This window comes from Lactobacillus sp. ESL0679, from assembly GCF_029433515.1.
Classification (GTDB): Bacteria; Bacillota; Bacilli; order Lactobacillales; family Lactobacillaceae; genus Lactobacillus.
Genome location: NZ_JAQTIG010000003.1, coordinates 101,796 through 116,472, shown reverse-complemented (window position 1 = coordinate 116,472; position 14,677 = coordinate 101,796). Strand labels below are relative to the sequence as shown.

The 14,677-nt window shown below is 40.6% G+C and carries 13 protein-coding genes, 2 pseudogenes and 1 riboswitch; of the genes and pseudogenes, 4 read left to right on the top strand and 11 right to left on the bottom strand.

From position 1 onward, the window contains the following. Positions 1-95 precede the first annotated feature (95 nt). Positions 96-656, top strand: a complete 561-nt coding sequence (locus tag PT287_RS05170) for an SGNH/GDSL hydrolase family protein (RefSeq protein WP_277133182.1) — start codon at positions 96-98, stop codon at positions 654-656. Between the two features lie 41 nt (positions 657-697). On the opposite strand, the gene PT287_RS05165 is transcribed toward PT287_RS05170, so the two are convergent. Together PT287_RS05165 and helD are read right to left on the bottom strand one after the other, a co-directional pair. Continuing rightward, positions 698-1,144, bottom strand: coding sequence for a GNAT family N-acetyltransferase (locus PT287_RS05165; protein WP_277133180.1), 447 nt, complete (start codon positions 1,142-1,144; stop codon positions 698-700). A 14-nt stretch (positions 1,145-1,158) separates the two neighbouring features. Then, positions 1,159-3,453 (bottom strand): RNA polymerase recycling motor HelD, encoded by a 2,295-nt coding sequence (gene helD / locus PT287_RS05160; RefSeq protein ID WP_277133178.1) that lies wholly within the window; start codon positions 3,451-3,453, stop codon positions 1,159-1,161. A gap of 151 nt (positions 3,454-3,604) precedes the next feature. Between helD and PT287_RS05155 the strand changes: the two genes are divergently transcribed. The 3 genes from PT287_RS05155 (at position 3,605) to thiW (ending at position 5,594) form a co-directional block, all read left to right on the top strand. Continuing rightward, positions 3,605-4,216, top strand: a complete 612-nt coding sequence (locus PT287_RS05155; RefSeq protein ID WP_277133176.1) for a matrixin family metalloprotease — start codon at positions 3,605-3,607, stop codon at positions 4,214-4,216. 22 nt (positions 4,217-4,238) lie between these two features. Then, positions 4,239-4,883 (top strand): histidine phosphatase family protein, encoded by a 645-nt coding sequence (locus tag PT287_RS05150; protein ID WP_277133174.1) that lies wholly within the window; start codon positions 4,239-4,241, stop codon positions 4,881-4,883. A 55-nt stretch (positions 4,884-4,938) separates the two neighbouring features. After that, positions 4,939-5,028, top strand: a riboswitch (TPP riboswitch). Positions 5,029-5,081: 53 nt separating this feature from the next. Continuing rightward, entirely contained in the window at positions 5,082-5,594 is a 513-nt protein-coding gene (thiW, locus tag PT287_RS05145; protein WP_277133172.1) for an energy coupling factor transporter S component ThiW, read from the top strand. Positions 5,595-5,676: 82 nt separating this feature from the next. On the opposite strand, the gene PT287_RS05140 is transcribed toward thiW, so the two are convergent. The 9 genes and pseudogenes from PT287_RS05140 to PT287_RS10090 form a co-directional block, all read right to left on the bottom strand. Continuing rightward, positions 5,677-6,627 (bottom strand): sugar-binding transcriptional regulator, encoded by a 951-nt coding sequence (locus tag PT287_RS05140; RefSeq protein ID WP_277133170.1) that lies wholly within the window; start codon positions 6,625-6,627, stop codon positions 5,677-5,679. Positions 6,628-6,802: 175 nt separating this feature from the next. Continuing rightward, the gene (locus tag PT287_RS05135) at positions 6,803-7,507 is read right to left on the bottom strand and encodes an ABC transporter ATP-binding protein (protein ID WP_277133381.1); all 705 of its coding nucleotides are present in this window, start codon (positions 7,505-7,507) and stop codon (positions 6,803-6,805) included. A gap of 5 nt (positions 7,508-7,512) precedes the next feature. Beyond that, positions 7,513-8,292: an ABC transporter ATP-binding protein gene (locus PT287_RS05130; RefSeq protein WP_277133380.1), complete on the bottom strand. Its 780-nt coding sequence runs from the start codon at positions 8,290-8,292 to the stop codon at positions 7,513-7,515. Then, positions 8,292-9,254 carry a branched-chain amino acid ABC transporter permease gene (locus PT287_RS05125; protein WP_277133168.1) on the bottom strand — a complete coding sequence of 321 codons (963 nt, stop codon included), beginning with the start codon at positions 9,252-9,254 and terminating at the stop codon, positions 8,292-8,294. The genes PT287_RS05130 and PT287_RS05125 overlap by 1 nt, the downstream gene beginning before the upstream one ends. An 8-nt stretch (positions 9,255-9,262) precedes the next feature. Next, positions 9,263-10,141, bottom strand: a complete 879-nt coding sequence (locus PT287_RS05120) for a branched-chain amino acid ABC transporter permease (protein ID WP_277133166.1) — start codon at positions 10,139-10,141, stop codon at positions 9,263-9,265. Between the two features lie 29 nt (positions 10,142-10,170). Continuing rightward, a complete protein-coding gene (locus tag PT287_RS05115) occupies positions 10,171-11,304 on the bottom strand; it encodes an ABC transporter substrate-binding protein (RefSeq protein WP_277133379.1) in 1,134 nt (377 codons plus the stop codon). A gap of 439 nt (positions 11,305-11,743) precedes the next feature. Further along, on the bottom strand, positions 11,744-12,481 hold the full coding sequence (locus PT287_RS05110) for an amino acid ABC transporter ATP-binding protein (RefSeq protein WP_277133165.1): 738 nt from the start codon (positions 12,479-12,481) through the stop codon (positions 11,744-11,746). Further along, positions 12,478-13,928, bottom strand: a pseudogene (locus PT287_RS05105) (ABC transporter substrate-binding protein/permease). Before PT287_RS05105 ends, PT287_RS05110 begins: the two are co-directional and overlap by 4 nt. Further along, a pseudogene (locus PT287_RS10090) lies at positions 13,924-14,562 on the bottom strand (transporter substrate-binding domain-containing protein); the annotation flags it as partial. The pseudogenes PT287_RS10090 and PT287_RS05105, both read right to left, overlap by 5 nt. Positions 14,563-14,677 lie beyond the last annotated feature (115 nt).

Sequence of the window (14,677 nt, the reverse complement as noted above, 5' to 3'; positions counted from 1 at the left end):
TTAATTGTCCTTCAATTCGTTTTCTTCTATTATAAAGTAAATAAATATTAGCACCAAAATATTTTAGCTTTAATCAAAATGAAAAGAGAAACTATATGAAAAATATTATTTTATTCGGCGATTCCTTATTCAATGGCTACCGTAATGGTCGCGACACTAACCTAATTACTAATAGCTTACAAAAAGCTCTTGGTAGCAATTTCCACGTAATCAATTTTTCCCAGAGCGGGGCGACAACCGCCGATGGTTTAATGCGGCTGCCGCTAATTGACGACGATGCCGACCTTGTTGTCTTGGAATTCGGCACAAATGATGCGGCGTCAGATTGGGGCCTATCAAGCAGTCGCTACGAGCATAATTTACAAAAAATGATTACAACAATCGGTGCTAGTCGCTGCTTGCTTGTTGGACCTTCTTATCCCAATCCCGATAACAAGAATATCATGCAATATTACACTGCAGCTAGCTTAGCCCGCTACAATGAAATTGCACAGAAGCAAGCACTGGAGCACAACATCCCCTTTATTAATTTAATCGCTAACTTACGCAACTTACCCCAGATTACTTCCTATTATCAACCCGACGGGCAACACTTTTCCGACTTAGGTAATAACCTTCTAATCAATCTGGTAGCTAGCGCAATTAAAGAAAAATAAGCAAATAAAAACTCACGTTAATCCTACGTGAGTTTTTTCTATTATAATTCGTAAGACATCATTACGTGCTTAATGCCAGCCTCAGTGAAGGGCTCGCCCACCACTTGATAACCCAAATAATCATAAAATGGCTTAGCTTGCCACTGCGCATGACAATACAAGTGGTCAGCGCCACGCTTTTTCAGGAAGTCATGCACCTGAGTCAACATTTTACTGCCTAGCTTTTGACCACGTGCTGCCTTGGCAACGGCAACTCGGCCCAACATCCACTTGCCATCTTCTAGAAAAATCCGGCAGACAGCTAGTGCCATTGTCTTGTCCTTATTTAATAAGTAAACTTGGATAGCCGTTAAGTCTTCATCGTCTAATTCCGGCACCGTAATCTCTTGTTCGGTTACGAACGTGTTAATCCGTAAGCGAGCAATACAAAACATGTCGCGACCCGACATGTCATCAATTCTTTTAAAAGTGAATTTTTCCTTTTCCACGAGCAATCTGCCTCCTATTTTTCTTCATATGCTTGCGGGTCAACCGCTAACAGCGGACTCTTTTCCCCTGTATAAATCAAATCGAGCTTGTACATTGCGCGTGAAGTAATCGTGTAGACCAGTTGAATCTCATCTGCCTGATTGTAACTCTCCTTAGAAGCATCCCACATGACAACGGCATCAAATTCCAGACCCTTAGCTAAGTATGACGGAATAACCAACGTGCCGTCAACCAATCTTTGGTTAGCAGTCGCAATCAGTGTCGCCTTGACGCCATCTTCTCGCAACTTTTGACTGACAAACTTGGCACTTGCCAAATCCTTAGTGATAACTGCTGTTGTCATTTTGCCAGCAGTATTAGCTTCCAGAACTTGCTCTAAAACCGCAATTGCTTCACTATCATCCTTGCGGCCCCACAGCGCCGGTTTTGGTCCCTGGCGGTTGAATGATTCAATCTTTTCGCCTTGCCGTAAAATCTGCTTGGTAAAGTCAGTTAATTGCTTAGTTGACCGGTATGACTTGGTTAGTTGCACCACCGCCGTCTTTTCTGGGTCAAACAAGCCACTAATTTGCTTTAACAGACTACGACTTTCATCTTTAGTAAAAATCGCTTGGTTCAAATCTCCGAGCATCGTGAATTTTGCCCGCGGGAAGTTATACTTCAAATAACACAACTGAAATGGCGTATAATCCTGAATTTCATCAATAAAGGTGTAACGCATCTCATAATTAACGTGGCGGCCGGTAATTAAGTCATACAGATATAAATATGCCGAAACATCATTCATGTGAATGTAATGCTTCATAAAGCTGGCCTTCACATCTTCAACGTGTTTCGCCCAATCAGCAGCACTAATCTGCCACTTATTAAGGTCGGTCATTTTCGGAACAGCCCGCAAGAAACTCAAGTATTGTGCACGCATATTGATAAAATTATTGTGACGAATTTGCTGGTAAACCTTGCCCAAGGCCTTAATTACAATCTTGCGGCCCAAGAATTTTTCTTCTTTTTCTTCGGAATCAAATTCTTGGTCTGGGCGGTCATAAAGAGCATTCAACTGCTCCTTACTCAAACTTTCAATCGTTTCTGATACCCAAGCCTTTTTAGTTTCCGCATTAATCTTGCGGTTAAGCGTCTTAATCAGTTCTTCACGCGTTGCGTCAATTCGATTACTTAAATTATAGTTAGAATTGTATGAATAGTAAATATCATTTATTTTATCTTTAGCAAAAAACGGCCGCTTCTTGTTCCGGAAAAAGATGTCCTTAAAGACAATGCCGCGCTTATTCAAATGCTTGGCGTAACGCGTTACCAATTTAAAGAAAGCCGTTGAATCCTTAAACTTGCCGATTGCCGTATCCGCATTTTGATCCTCAAATTGATCAAATAGGTTTTCCACGTTCATTCCCGGCAACCGCCGAGCCACAAACTGCCAATAAGTCATTTGGACCATATTTTGTTCCCCCATTTCTGGAAGAACATTTTTAATATAGTCATTAAATAATTGGTTGGGGCTAAACATAATTACATCGCTACTGGTTAAATTACCACGATAGCGATAAAGCAGGTACGCAATCCGCTGTAAAATTGCGGAAGTCTTGCCTGACCCAGCTGCTCCTTGAACAAACAACAAATCAGCACTGGTATTTCTAATAATTTTATTTTGCTCACGCTGAATCGTCGTCACAATTGACTTCATTTGCGTGCTAGACTTTTCTCCCAGCACCTCTAAGAGCATCTGATCGCCGATTGACTCATCGGTATCAAACATGTTTACAATCTGGCCATCTTCAATCATAAACTGGCGCTTTTTTGTCATATCAACGGTAATTTCACCATCTGGTGACAGATATGAAACTTGCCCCAGCTTGCCATCATAATAAATTGAAGAAATCGGTGCCCGCCAATCATAAATTAAAAAGTGATTATCCTTATCCGCAAACGAGCCTAAGCCAATATAAATTGTTTCCGGCTTTTCATTGCCCTCTTTAAAATCTACTCGAGCAAAGTAAGGCTTTTTTTCCAGTCGTTGAACAGTACCAAGCTGTTTAGCAGAATGTTGCCAAGCATTTTCACGTTCATCAAGCAGTTGCTGCTGCTGGTGAATGGAAAGGGCCGTTTCCATTGAGGTTGAATAACCATCATAGTCTAACCGAACATCATCGAAGAAATGCGAGTTTAAGTTACGCGCTTCACCTTCAGCCGACTTAATCGCCGCAGTCAATTCTGCTCGTCGCTCTTTAATCATCTTCAAGATGACATCGAGATGCTTCTGTTCAAACTGTTTTTCATCCATCGCTTTTACCATAAAGTCACCTATTCTTCAAAACTTGCATACTATTTTAACACGAAATGAACTTAATATATAATTCTTGGGGCTCATTTACTAAGATTATTAAAAAGTAGTGAAAAATGATAAATTTACTTCTATAATCTTCTGTATTGGGGATGATTTTATCATGGAGAAGTTTTTAAATTTTTTACGTAAATTATCTTGTGCATTAGTAGTTGTTATTTCCCTAGGCAGCCTTTATGTATCGGCTGTTAGTCCTGCTAATACGCCAAGTCAAGTCGTGTTAGCTAAGTGTCCAACTCGGAAAACCGCCAAAAACTCGGGCAAAAACTGCCATTGGCCAAAAAGGACTGCCAAAGTATACATTAACTTAGGCAATAATCCCGAATTAACGCAGGCTGCTCAAGATGCCATTAGTGCTTGGAACGATACTGGTAGTTTCACTTTTACCAAAACTAATAAAAAGAAACGGGCGCAAATTACAATTGGGCCATCGTTTGACCCAGACACTAAAGCCACAGGCCTAACTGGTATTACTTACAATCCCAAGACCAAGCAGCTTTACAAGGCAAAAATAAAATTAAATATTTATTATCTATTAAATCCTATGTATGATTATACTTATCAGCGGATTATCAATACTGTCGAACACGAGTTAGGCCACGCGATTGGTCTTAACCACAACAAGGGCAAGTCCGTTATGTATCCTGCCGGCTCCATTTACCCGATTGAGCCGCAAGATGTCGCTAAAGTTAAGCAAATTTATCATCATAGATAATTAATTTTAAGGAGTAAAAGCAATGAAGCGAATTTATATCGTCCGTCACGGACAAACTTATATTAACCGTTACAACAAGATGCAGGGCTGGTGTGATACCCCATTAACTGAGGACGGAATTGCCGGTGCCGATAAAGCCGGAGAAGCACTTAAAAATGTGCCATTTGACATCGCCTTATCCAGCGATTTGAAACGGGCAAGCGACACCTGCGACATTATCATCAAGCACAATGTTAACCGTGATGAAATCCAACATATTGCAACGCCGCTGTTTCGTGAACACTTTTATGGTTACTTCGAAGGGATGGACAGTGACATGGCTTGGCAAATGATTGGCGGGCCCCACGGCTATAAGAACCACTATGACTTATTCAAGAATGAATCAATTGATACTGCGACCGATTGGATCAAGGAAGCCGATCCGTTTCATGATGCCGAAAACGCCAAGGAATATTGGCACCGCGTTGACCAAGGATTTGACTTAATCAGCCAGCTTGATGGTGCCGAAAATATTCTACTGGTAACGCACGGTTTTACCATTCGCAGTATCGCTGACCGTTTTGGTGATTTTGACGTTAGTGAGGGCCCGCGTAACGCGTCAATTACCATCATGACGATGAGTGACAAGCAAAGAAAAGTTACTTCATACAACAAAATGAAGCTATAATTTACCGCTTTCTTTTATATTGCTGAAAGCGTATAATCAAGATTAATATTTATTAATAAAGTCTATGGGGTGCTTTTAAGCTGAGATCAAACCCATGAACCTGATCTGGATAATACCAGCGCAAGGGATAGGCTAATCAAGCTAAATCCCGTTCGCTGCTGTGCGAATGGGATTTTTTAGGTATAGTTGGGAGTTAAAATGACTAACAAAGGGAAACAAACGGAAAAACTTACTATTTTAGCAATAATGATTGCACTGGATGTAGTATTGTCCCCAATCTTTCGCGTGGAAGGGATGGCGCCGATGTCTAGCGTAATTAACGTGATTGGTGCCACAATGCTGGGTCCTGTTTATGTAACCATTATGGCCACTTTGTGCGGGATTATCAGAATGTTAATCATGGGTATTCCACCGCTGGCACTAACTGGTGCCATCTTCGGTGCAGTATTAGCCGGGATTTTTTATAAAATAACCGGGAAGGTTTGGGCAGCTTGTCTTGGTGAAATTATCGGCACTGGAATCATCGGGTCGCTTCTGTCTTATCCAGTGATGGTCTTGTTCACCGGCAGCACTAACAATCTCTACTGGTTTGTTTACACGCCGCGCTTTATTGGGGCTGCCATTATCGGCTCAGTTGTTGCCAGCATTGTTTTATTAAAATTAATCAAGGTAAAGCAATTTCAGAAAATTCAGCAGTTATTTTTTAACTAAATTAAAACGGCAGCTCTTTAACAGAACTGGCGTTTTTTTGGCCATAAAAATAAGTTGCCGTTTAGCTATTTAACACCTGTCATCATTGATAGGTAAGTAAGTCCTGACCAATTGCCTGGTCTAAAATGAGCTCGTTAGGATAGCCTGCCTTAATTGCGGCATAAACAACTGGCGTTTTTAAAATTCCACTAGCAACTAAAATCGAGTGATCCTTAGATTTTAAGTCATTTAATTCTATGCCGACAGTCCGTTCATCAAGCTCGCGACTAACTATAGCGCCATTAGAATCAATAAAGTGCGAGATAACTTCGCCCACTGCCTTTTCTTGCAACTTCTCTTTCTGTGATTTATTAAAATACCCTAATTGAAACAACAATAAGTCCTTACGCACCGTGCCAACACTATAAACGGCGATATTAGCAGCGCGGCCTAGCTGCAGTGCCTGATTAATAAAGCGATCTTTTTCCACGATTTCCTTAGTAGTTTTATTATCAAAAAACGGCGGCAGTGGTAAGAAGTGAGCAGTTGCACCAAGAGCAGTTGCAAACTCAGACACACTCTCATCTGCGTATGTCTCCTCGTTATTGATATTTATGCCGCCTTGGAGTTGGACAACCTGCACGTCAGAAACAGCTTGCTGTTCCAAGCTACTTGTTACCATATGAATTGTCTTTCCCCAGTCCAAGCAAACAATATCATGTGGTTTAATTAGCTGTTGTAAATATTGCGCAGTATATACACCAACACCCTTGAGTGCTGTTAATTCTCCATCAAAATTACTAGGAACAACTGAAATTTTACAATTAAATTTTTTCGATAATTGTTCACTTAAACTGTTACTATTAATTAATGGATTAGAAATTTTAATCTCGACAATTCCTGTTTCACGGGCTAATTTCAATAGTCGTGAAACTGTCGGTCTTGAAAGCCCAACCTGGTGTGCGATCTCGGATTGGTCTAAATCTTCTTCATAATAAAGTCTGGCAATGGCCGCACTCTGTGCCAGTTTCTTTTTATTATATTTATCAGCCATATAATTCTCCATTATTATATTTGTTATCATTGTAGTTAATAAATTCAAGTTTATTCGGCTTGATAATTTTACCATAATCCCGCTTCAAATTAACAAATATATTAAAATATAGTGTTATATTACATATAAATAGGCATTCATCATTAAGATTGAATGCCTATTTTCATCTGCTAACTTAACCGCCAAAGTAAACTCGTTGAACATCAGGATTTGCTAATAATTCTGCACCTGTACCAAATAATTGGACATTTCCAGTTGCCAACACATACCCGCGATTGGCAATTGCCAAGGCCTGCTTGGCATTTTGTTCAATTAATAAAATTGTCGTTCCTCTTTGGTTTAATTCCTTAATAATTGTAAAAATCTCTTGGATAAACAGCGGTGATAATCCCATTGACGGCTCATCTAATAAGAGCAACTTTGGTCTTGCCATCAGTGCTCGCCCCATTGCCAGCATTTGCTGCTCACCACCGGAAAGGGTAGCCGCATCTTGATTTTTTCGCTTCTTTAAAATAGGAAAACGCGCAAACACCTCATCGTAACTTTGCTTAGTCTGTGACCTATCACGAGCTAAAAAAGCACCCATTTGCAAGTTTTCCATGACTGTCATTCCCGCAAAAATATGCCGCCCTTCAGCGACTTGCGAAATTCCAGCAGCTACAATCTGTGGCGCCTTCTGGTGTTCAATTGCCACACCCTGGTAAATAATTTCACCATCCTTGGGCCTTAACAGACCAGAAATTGTTTTAACAATAGTTGATTTACCAGCACCATTAGCACCAATTAAAGTTACAATTTCGCCCTTCTCAATTTTAAAGCTGACGCCTTTGACCGCCTGAATGACGCCGTAATTAACCACTAAATTTTTCACTTCTAGCATTGCCATTACTCGTCACCCTCTCCCAAGTAGGCCTCGATTACTTTTGGATTAACCTTAATTTCCTCTGGTGTCCCAGTTGCCAAAATCTGCCCTTGGTCCAAAACATAAATTCGCTGCGCCAAATTCATTACTAACGACATATCATGTTCAATTAGCAAAACCGTAATTTTAAATTCTGTTTGAATATACTTGATTAATTGGGTTAAATCCGCGGTTTCTTCCGGGTTCATCCCCGCAGCCGGCTCATCCAAAAACAAAATTTGTGGTCTCGTAGCTAATGCCCGCACAATTTCCAGCCGTCTTTGGGTTCCGTATGGCAAATTTTTAGCCAGCGTATTAGCATTTGCTGTTAAGTTAAAGATTGCCAGCAGCTTCTCTGCTGCTACTCGCATTTCACACTCTGTTTGATAAAAATTAGGCAGTCGCAAAATAGCTGTCATGAAGCCTTCATGATACTTGTTGGTCATCGCCGTTAAGACGTTATCCATTACTGTTAAATCTTTAAACAGGCGAATATTTTGAAAAGTTCGCGACAAACCCAAGTCCGCAATCTTCGTGGCACTTTCCTTGGTTAAGTCATAGCTCTGTGAATTTTTATTCAGTACAATTTTTCCACTAGTTACAGGAATCATCCCCGTTAAAAGATTAAACAAAGTCGTTTTACCAGCGCCATTTGGTCCAATCAAGGCCACCAGTTCTTGGTCATCAAGATGCAGCGAAACATCGTTAACCGCCGTCAAGCCGCCAAATTTGCGGACAACATGGTCTACTTGTAATAAGTGCATCATGATCTTGCCTCTTTCTTTTTCGTAAACCGAGCAAACAAGTTTTTAAAGGAAAATTCCCAGTTGCCCAGCAACCCTGATGGTTTAAAAATCATAATTAAAATCAGAGCAATCGCATAAATAACCATTCTTAGCGAACCGAAATTCTGTAAGACTGTGTCTAAAACGCCCAGAACAGTCGCCGCCAAAAAGGTGCCTGTCATACTGCCAACACCACCCAAAACAACAATTACTAAAATCGAGATTGATTCCATAATGCCAAAGTCGCTTGGCGCAATAGTTTGTAAATAGGAAGCGTGCAAGCTGCCGGCAATTGCGGCGGTCACACCACCTAAGACGAAAGCAGCCAGCTTCCACTTAGTTGTATTAATTCCCATTGCGGAGGCCGCAATTTCATCCTCGCGCACTGCTTTAATGGCCCGACCATCACGTGAGCGAATAAAGTTCAGTAAAACAACGGTCGTGATGCAAACCAACACGTATACTGTTGGCCATGAACACAACTGGGGAATATTAAACATCCCACTAGAGCCACCCGTGATTTTCAAATTATTAATAACATTGCGAATAATCTCGGCAGCACCTAAAGTTGCAATCGCCAAGTAGTCACCCTTTAACCTGATAAACGTTGCTGTCCCAATAATTGCGGCAATAATTGCAGCTAAAGCCATCCCAACAAATAGGGAAATAATGAAGCCCAGTTCTGTACTCCAATATTGCGTGATAATTGCGGTGGCGTACGCGCCAATTGCCATAAAGCCGGCATGCCCTAATGAAAATTGCCCACTAAAGCCAATAATTAGATTTAATCCTGTTGCCAAAATAATGTTAATGCCGATTGTAACCAACATATTTTCAATAAAGGTATCAATTACACCGCCTAAAATCAGGACATCAATTAGGGCAAAGCCCAAGACCATTACAGCCAGCCACGATAAGATATATTTTAAATTAGCTTTCATACTGCCACCTAAACCTTTTCTTCAGTATTTTTACCAAAAATACCAGCTGGTAAGAAGAGTAAAATTACAATCAGGACAAGGTAAACAACCGCATCTTTATAAGCTGACAAGCCGATTGACTGGAAGAAGGTTTCTAAAATACCAATCAAGAAGCCTCCTAAACTTGCTCCTGGAACCGACCCAATACCGCCTAAAACAGCAGCAACAAAGGCCTTAATGCCCGGTGTCATCCCCATTAACGGGTCAATCTGGTTGTAATACATACCAATTAAAATTCCAGCAGCTCCCGCTAGAGCCGAACCCAAAGCAAAAGTAAATGAAATCGTATGATTAACATTAACACCGACTAATTCAGCTGCTTCTGGGTCAACTGAGACTGCCCGCATGGCGCGACCCATTTTGGTTTTCTTAATAATTAATTGCAGTAAAACCATCAAAATCAGGGCTGTTACCAAAATCAATATTTGAATATTCGAAATTAATACCCCGCCCAAATTGTAGTTGACCTGCTCAATTACTTGGGGAAAGCTACGCGCATTTGACCCCACCAAATAAGACATGCCGTTTTCTAATAAAAACGATACTCCAATTGCCGTAATTAAAACCGCAATTCGTGGCGACTTGCGTAATGGCCGATAAGCAAAGTATTCAATTACGACACCAGATACAGCACCAACAACCATTGCCGTGAGTAGCGCCGTAATAAAATTAAAATGCCAAAGACTGATTACATAGTAGGCCGCAAAAGCGCCAAGCATGTAGATGTCACCGTGAGCGAAATTGATTAACTTGATAATACCGTAAACCATACTGTAGCCGAGTGCTAATAAAGCGTAAATCGACCCGAGTGATAAGGCATTGATAATCTGCTGTAAGACTGTTTGCAAATTGGATCGCCCTTTCTAAAGATAATAAATTATTCGATACTAAATGAATTGCTTACTTTACCATCGGTCATTTGCTCAATTGCAATTGGCATCTCTGGGTCATGAGTCTTGTTAACGGTGATTTTACCGGTAACCCCATCAAAGTCTTTGATCTTAGCAAGACCAGCTGCAATTTTGACAGAATCATCGGACTTTTCGTCTTCAATTGCCTTCTTAACCATATAAACTGAATCATAAGCTAAAGCGGAAAACGTTGGTGCTGTTGTGTGATAGCGTTCCTTGTAAGCATTCATAAATTTAACAGCCGTTGGATTTTTAGCTGCAACATGAACTGAAAATGGCGTGGTGTAGTATACGTTAGTTGCATTCTTGGCACCGGCAATTTGTGCGAGCTTCGGGTCAGCCATACCATCACTACCGATAATTGGCACCTTAATGCCCATTTGCCGTGCTTGCTTAATAATTAAACCAACTTCGGTATAATAGCCGGGAACATAAATTGCATCAATCTTCTTTCCCTTAAAGGAAGTCAGCACTGCATTAAAGTCTTTGTCACCTTCGGAATAAGTCTGACTATCAACAATCTTACCTTTAAAAGTTTGCTTGAATGCCTTAGCTAATCCTGTACCATAATCACTTGAGTTATCGGCATATACTGCCACACGTTGAGCCTTTAACTTATTTTCCGCAAAGCGAGCGGCACTGCGTCCTTGGAAATTATTCTGAAAACATGCCCGGAACACAAACGGTTGTACCTTGCCATTCTTTTGGAGCGTATAACCCGGATCGGTTGCTGACGGGCTAACACTTGGTACGCTTGCTTTAGTTAAATTAGGAATTTCCGCTGTCCCAGCATTAGTTGTAGCTGGCCCCACAATTGCGGCCACCTTATCTTTAGTGGTTAATTGTGCCGCTACCGAAGCCGACGTTGCGATTGTTGTCTTATTATCACGAATAATCAACTTAATCTTTTTCTTGTGACCATTAACATTAATACCGCCAGCATCATTAATCTGCTCGGCTGCTAGCTGAATCCCTTGCTTTTGGGCATTACCATAACCAGCTGCTGTCCCGGACAATTCCATGTTAACCCCGATCTTGACAGTTTTATTATCCTGGTGTGTACCCTTGCTCGTATTCTTAGCAGCACCACAACCAGCCATCATTAAGGCAATTGCACCCGCCGATATGGCACCCATTATTCGTTTAGTGACTCGTTTCATTTTTCTCGCTCCTTCTTCTAAAATTACCAACTAAAAAACCTCATTCAACTTAATGAGTGAGGTTTATCTTGATTAGTTAAGCCCCATTCATTAAGACGCAAACTAGGGCTTAACTTATAAAATTACTGATAAAGTAATTACTTAAGTTAAGTCCTCCCGCACAACAACAAGGCAAACAAATTTTGAGCGACATTTTTCTTAATGCTTTGCTTAATAAAGCTTTCGATTTCCATTAAAAATGCCTCCCTTAAATTCATTTATATTTAATAATTAGTATTATATGAAACATAGTAGTGAGTGTCAAGGTTAATTTAATTAAATAAGACGCAAAAAGGCAAACCTCTACGTGAGATTTGCCTTTTACATTTATTAAATTAATTTAAACGTTTAGTACCTTATCTAAGAAGTCCTGCAAACGCGGATTTTGTGGATGATCAAACATTGCTTCTGGCGTACCTTGCTCCAAAATCTTACCATCGGCGACAAAGACGACACGATCCGCAACTTCCTTAGCAAAGCCCATTTCGTGAGTAACAACGACCATTGTCATCCCCTGTTTAGCTAGCTTCTTCATTACAGCTAAAACATCGCCAACCATTTCTGGATCAAGTGCCGAAGTCGGCTCATCAAAGAGCATTACATCAGGATTCATTGCTAGTGCCCGCGCAATTGCCACCCGTTGCTGCTGACCACCAGACAGCGATTGGACTGTGGCGTCAAATTTATCTGCTAAACCAACGGTTTCCAGCAACTTTTTAGCTTGCTTATCAGCAGCATCCTTATCTAACTTCTTTAATTCAACAGGAGCTAGCATAATATTGGCGCCAACCGACAAATTATTAAACAGGTTAAAGTGCTGGAACACCATGCCGATATTCTCGCGCACTTTGTTCATGTCAGTCTTAGGATCAGCAATATTAATCCCGTCAACAATGACAGTGCCCGAAGTCGGTTCCTCAAGCTTGTTAAGCGTCCGCAACAGGGTACTCTTACCTGAACCAGACGGCCCGATAATAACAACAACCTCATTATCATCGACAGTTAAGTCAATATTTTTTAAAACCTTATTACTGCCAAAGTTTTTAACTAAATTCTTTACTTCTATTTTCGCACTCATACATTTGTCCTCTTTTGTACCCAATTCGATAACCAAGTCAGCAATGTAATAACAATTAGGTAGATCACCGCAATAATTGTCCAGACCTTAAAGCCCTCTAAGTTCCGTGCGATAATAATTTTACCTGTTTGCGTCAATTCCAAAATACCAATAATGGATAAAATCGACGTATCCTTCAGGGTAATAATAAATTGGTTGATAAATGACGGCACCATTATCTTAATTCCTTGCGGCAAGATAACTTTCCGCATTGCTTTGCCAAACGGTAACCCTAATGAACGCGCGGCTTCCATTTGGCCAGAATCAACGGCCTTAATTCCACCTTTAACAAAGGCGGCAATATAAGCTCCTTCGTTTAAGGTCAACGTTAAGACCCCAGCGACAAAGGCAGGAATCTTTTGTCCAGTTAAGCTTGGAATCCCAGTGTAAATGAACAAAGCCAAAACCAGCAGTGGCATTCCCCGGAAAATATAAATTAAAGTACTAGAAAGACCGTTGCAGAACTTATTAGGCACAGCACCCAGCAGGCCAACCAAAACACCAAAAACTGTTGCGAAGATGATAGCAACAACCGTTAGCCACATTGTTTCCGCAAAGCCAGATACTAATGCATCCTTATTCTGCTTGAGCAGACCAACGAAACTACGGTCATCAGTATCCTTACCATTATCAGCAACCTTTTTATTCTCAGTACCCAAGTACTTAGCAGTAATATCGTCGTAAGTACCACTGGCCTTCAAGTCTTTCAATCCAGCATTAAAGGCTGCCAATAAAGCAGCATTTTGGCCCTTTTTAACGGCAAAAGCATACGGTGCTCTAACTGCCGGCTTAGTCACAATCTGTAATTTTGTACCCTTTTTAATCGCATATTGCATTACTGGTTGGTCCTCAAAACAAGCGGCCGAGTTACCAGTCAGTACATCTTGGTACATATTATTAGAATCATCAAACGTTGTGGTCTTAAAACCGTATTTTTTCTTAATACTATTAGCGTATTGCGCGCCAGCTGTTCCCGTCTTAATTGCAACCTTTTTACCACGCAATTGCGATAACTTAGTAATCTTGCCCTTAGTCGAGGTTGCCATGACAACTCCCGACATAAAGTACGGATCAGAGAAGTCAATTTTCTTTTCACGTGCCGGAGTAATGGACATCCCCGCAATCATCCCGTCAATCTGTCCGGATTCCAAAGCTTGCAATGAACCATTAAAGCCCATCGGCTTGATATTAACCTTGAAGCCCTGCTCTTGAGCAATATTCTTCAAAATATCAATATCAATGCCGATGTACTGATTGTTACTATTGGCAAACTCAAATGGTGGGAAAGTTACATCCGTCCCAATCGTAAAGGTCTTACCCTTTAAAGCCGGATTCAACTTGCTGCCAAGGTACTTACCGACAATCTTATTGTAAGTGCCATTAGCCTTAATCTTGGCAAAGCCAGCATTAAACATCTTGATTAACTCTGAGTGGGTACCCTTTTTAACAGCAAAACCATACCAACCAGTATTAGCAGCCTTAGTTACAATCTTTAGCTTCATTCCCTGATTAATGGCATACTGCATTACCGGCTGATCTTCAAAGCAAGCAACCGAATTCCCAGTCAGCACATCTTGGTACATGTTGTCAGAATCATCAAAAGTTACTGTCTTAAAACCATACTTTTTCTTCAAACTAGTTGCGTATTGGGCAGCTGCCGTTCCTGTTTTAATGGCAACTTTTTTCCCTTTCAAATCAGTAAAACTCTTGATCTTACTATTTTTGCCAACGGCCATGACGACACCAGTCTTAAAGTACGGCGTCCCAAAGTCAAACTTGGCTTGGCGCTCCTTAGTAATGGTCATTCCGGCAATAATTCCGTCTAGCTGACCAGACTGCACAGATTGTACCGCCCCATTGAAACCAACTTGTTTAGTTTCAACTTTGAAGCCCTCTTCTTTAGCCACGGCATTAATAATATCAATATCAATACCAACATATTTGTTATGATCATTGGCAAATTCAAACGGCGGATAAGTCACATCCGTCCCAATTTCGTATGTTTTAGCATCTGCTTTTGTCGCAAAAATGCTAAAGCACATCAACATCATTCCTAGGATGATTATCCCAAAAAAGCTTTTTTGCATTCTTTTATGCATAAACTCAGCTCCTAAAATTAAAACTAAATTATATATTTAATCAAAAATAAATGTATAA

What these genes read in the sequence shown, in the direction of transcription:
- helD (WP_277133178.1), bottom strand. Translation starts at nt 3,453, where the DNA reads ATGGTAAAAGCGATGGATGAAAAACAGTTTGAACAGAAGCATCTCGAT.
- PT287_RS05110 (WP_277133165.1), bottom strand. Translation starts at nt 12,481, where the DNA reads ATGAGTGCGAAAATAGAAGTAAAGAATTTAGTTAAAAACTTTGGCAGT.
- PT287_RS05150 (WP_277133174.1), top strand. Translation starts at nt 4,239, where the DNA reads ATGAAGCGAATTTATATCGTCCGTCACGGACAAACTTATATTAACCGT.
- PT287_RS05130 (WP_277133380.1), bottom strand. Translation starts at nt 8,292, where the DNA reads ATGCACTTATTACAAGTAGACCATGTTGTCCGCAAATTTGGCGGCTTG.
- PT287_RS05155 (WP_277133176.1), top strand. Translation starts at nt 3,605, where the DNA reads ATGGAGAAGTTTTTAAATTTTTTACGTAAATTATCTTGTGCATTAGTA.
- PT287_RS05135 (WP_277133381.1), bottom strand. Translation starts at nt 7,507, where the DNA reads ATGCTAGAAGTGAAAAATTTAGTGGTTAATTACGGCGTCATTCAGGCG.
- PT287_RS05170 (WP_277133182.1), top strand. Translation starts at nt 96, where the DNA reads ATGAAAAATATTATTTTATTCGGCGATTCCTTATTCAATGGCTACCGT.
- PT287_RS05125 (WP_277133168.1), bottom strand. Translation starts at nt 9,254, where the DNA reads ATGAAAGCTAATTTAAAATATATCTTATCGTGGCTGGCTGTAATGGTC.
- PT287_RS05140 (WP_277133170.1), bottom strand. Translation starts at nt 6,627, where the DNA reads ATGGCTGATAAATATAATAAAAAGAAACTGGCACAGAGTGCGGCCATT.
- PT287_RS05115 (WP_277133379.1), bottom strand. Translation starts at nt 11,304, where the DNA reads ATGGCTGGTTGTGGTGCTGCTAAGAATACGAGCAAGGGTACACACCAG.
- thiW (WP_277133172.1), top strand. Translation starts at nt 5,082, where the DNA reads ATGACTAACAAAGGGAAACAAACGGAAAAACTTACTATTTTAGCAATA.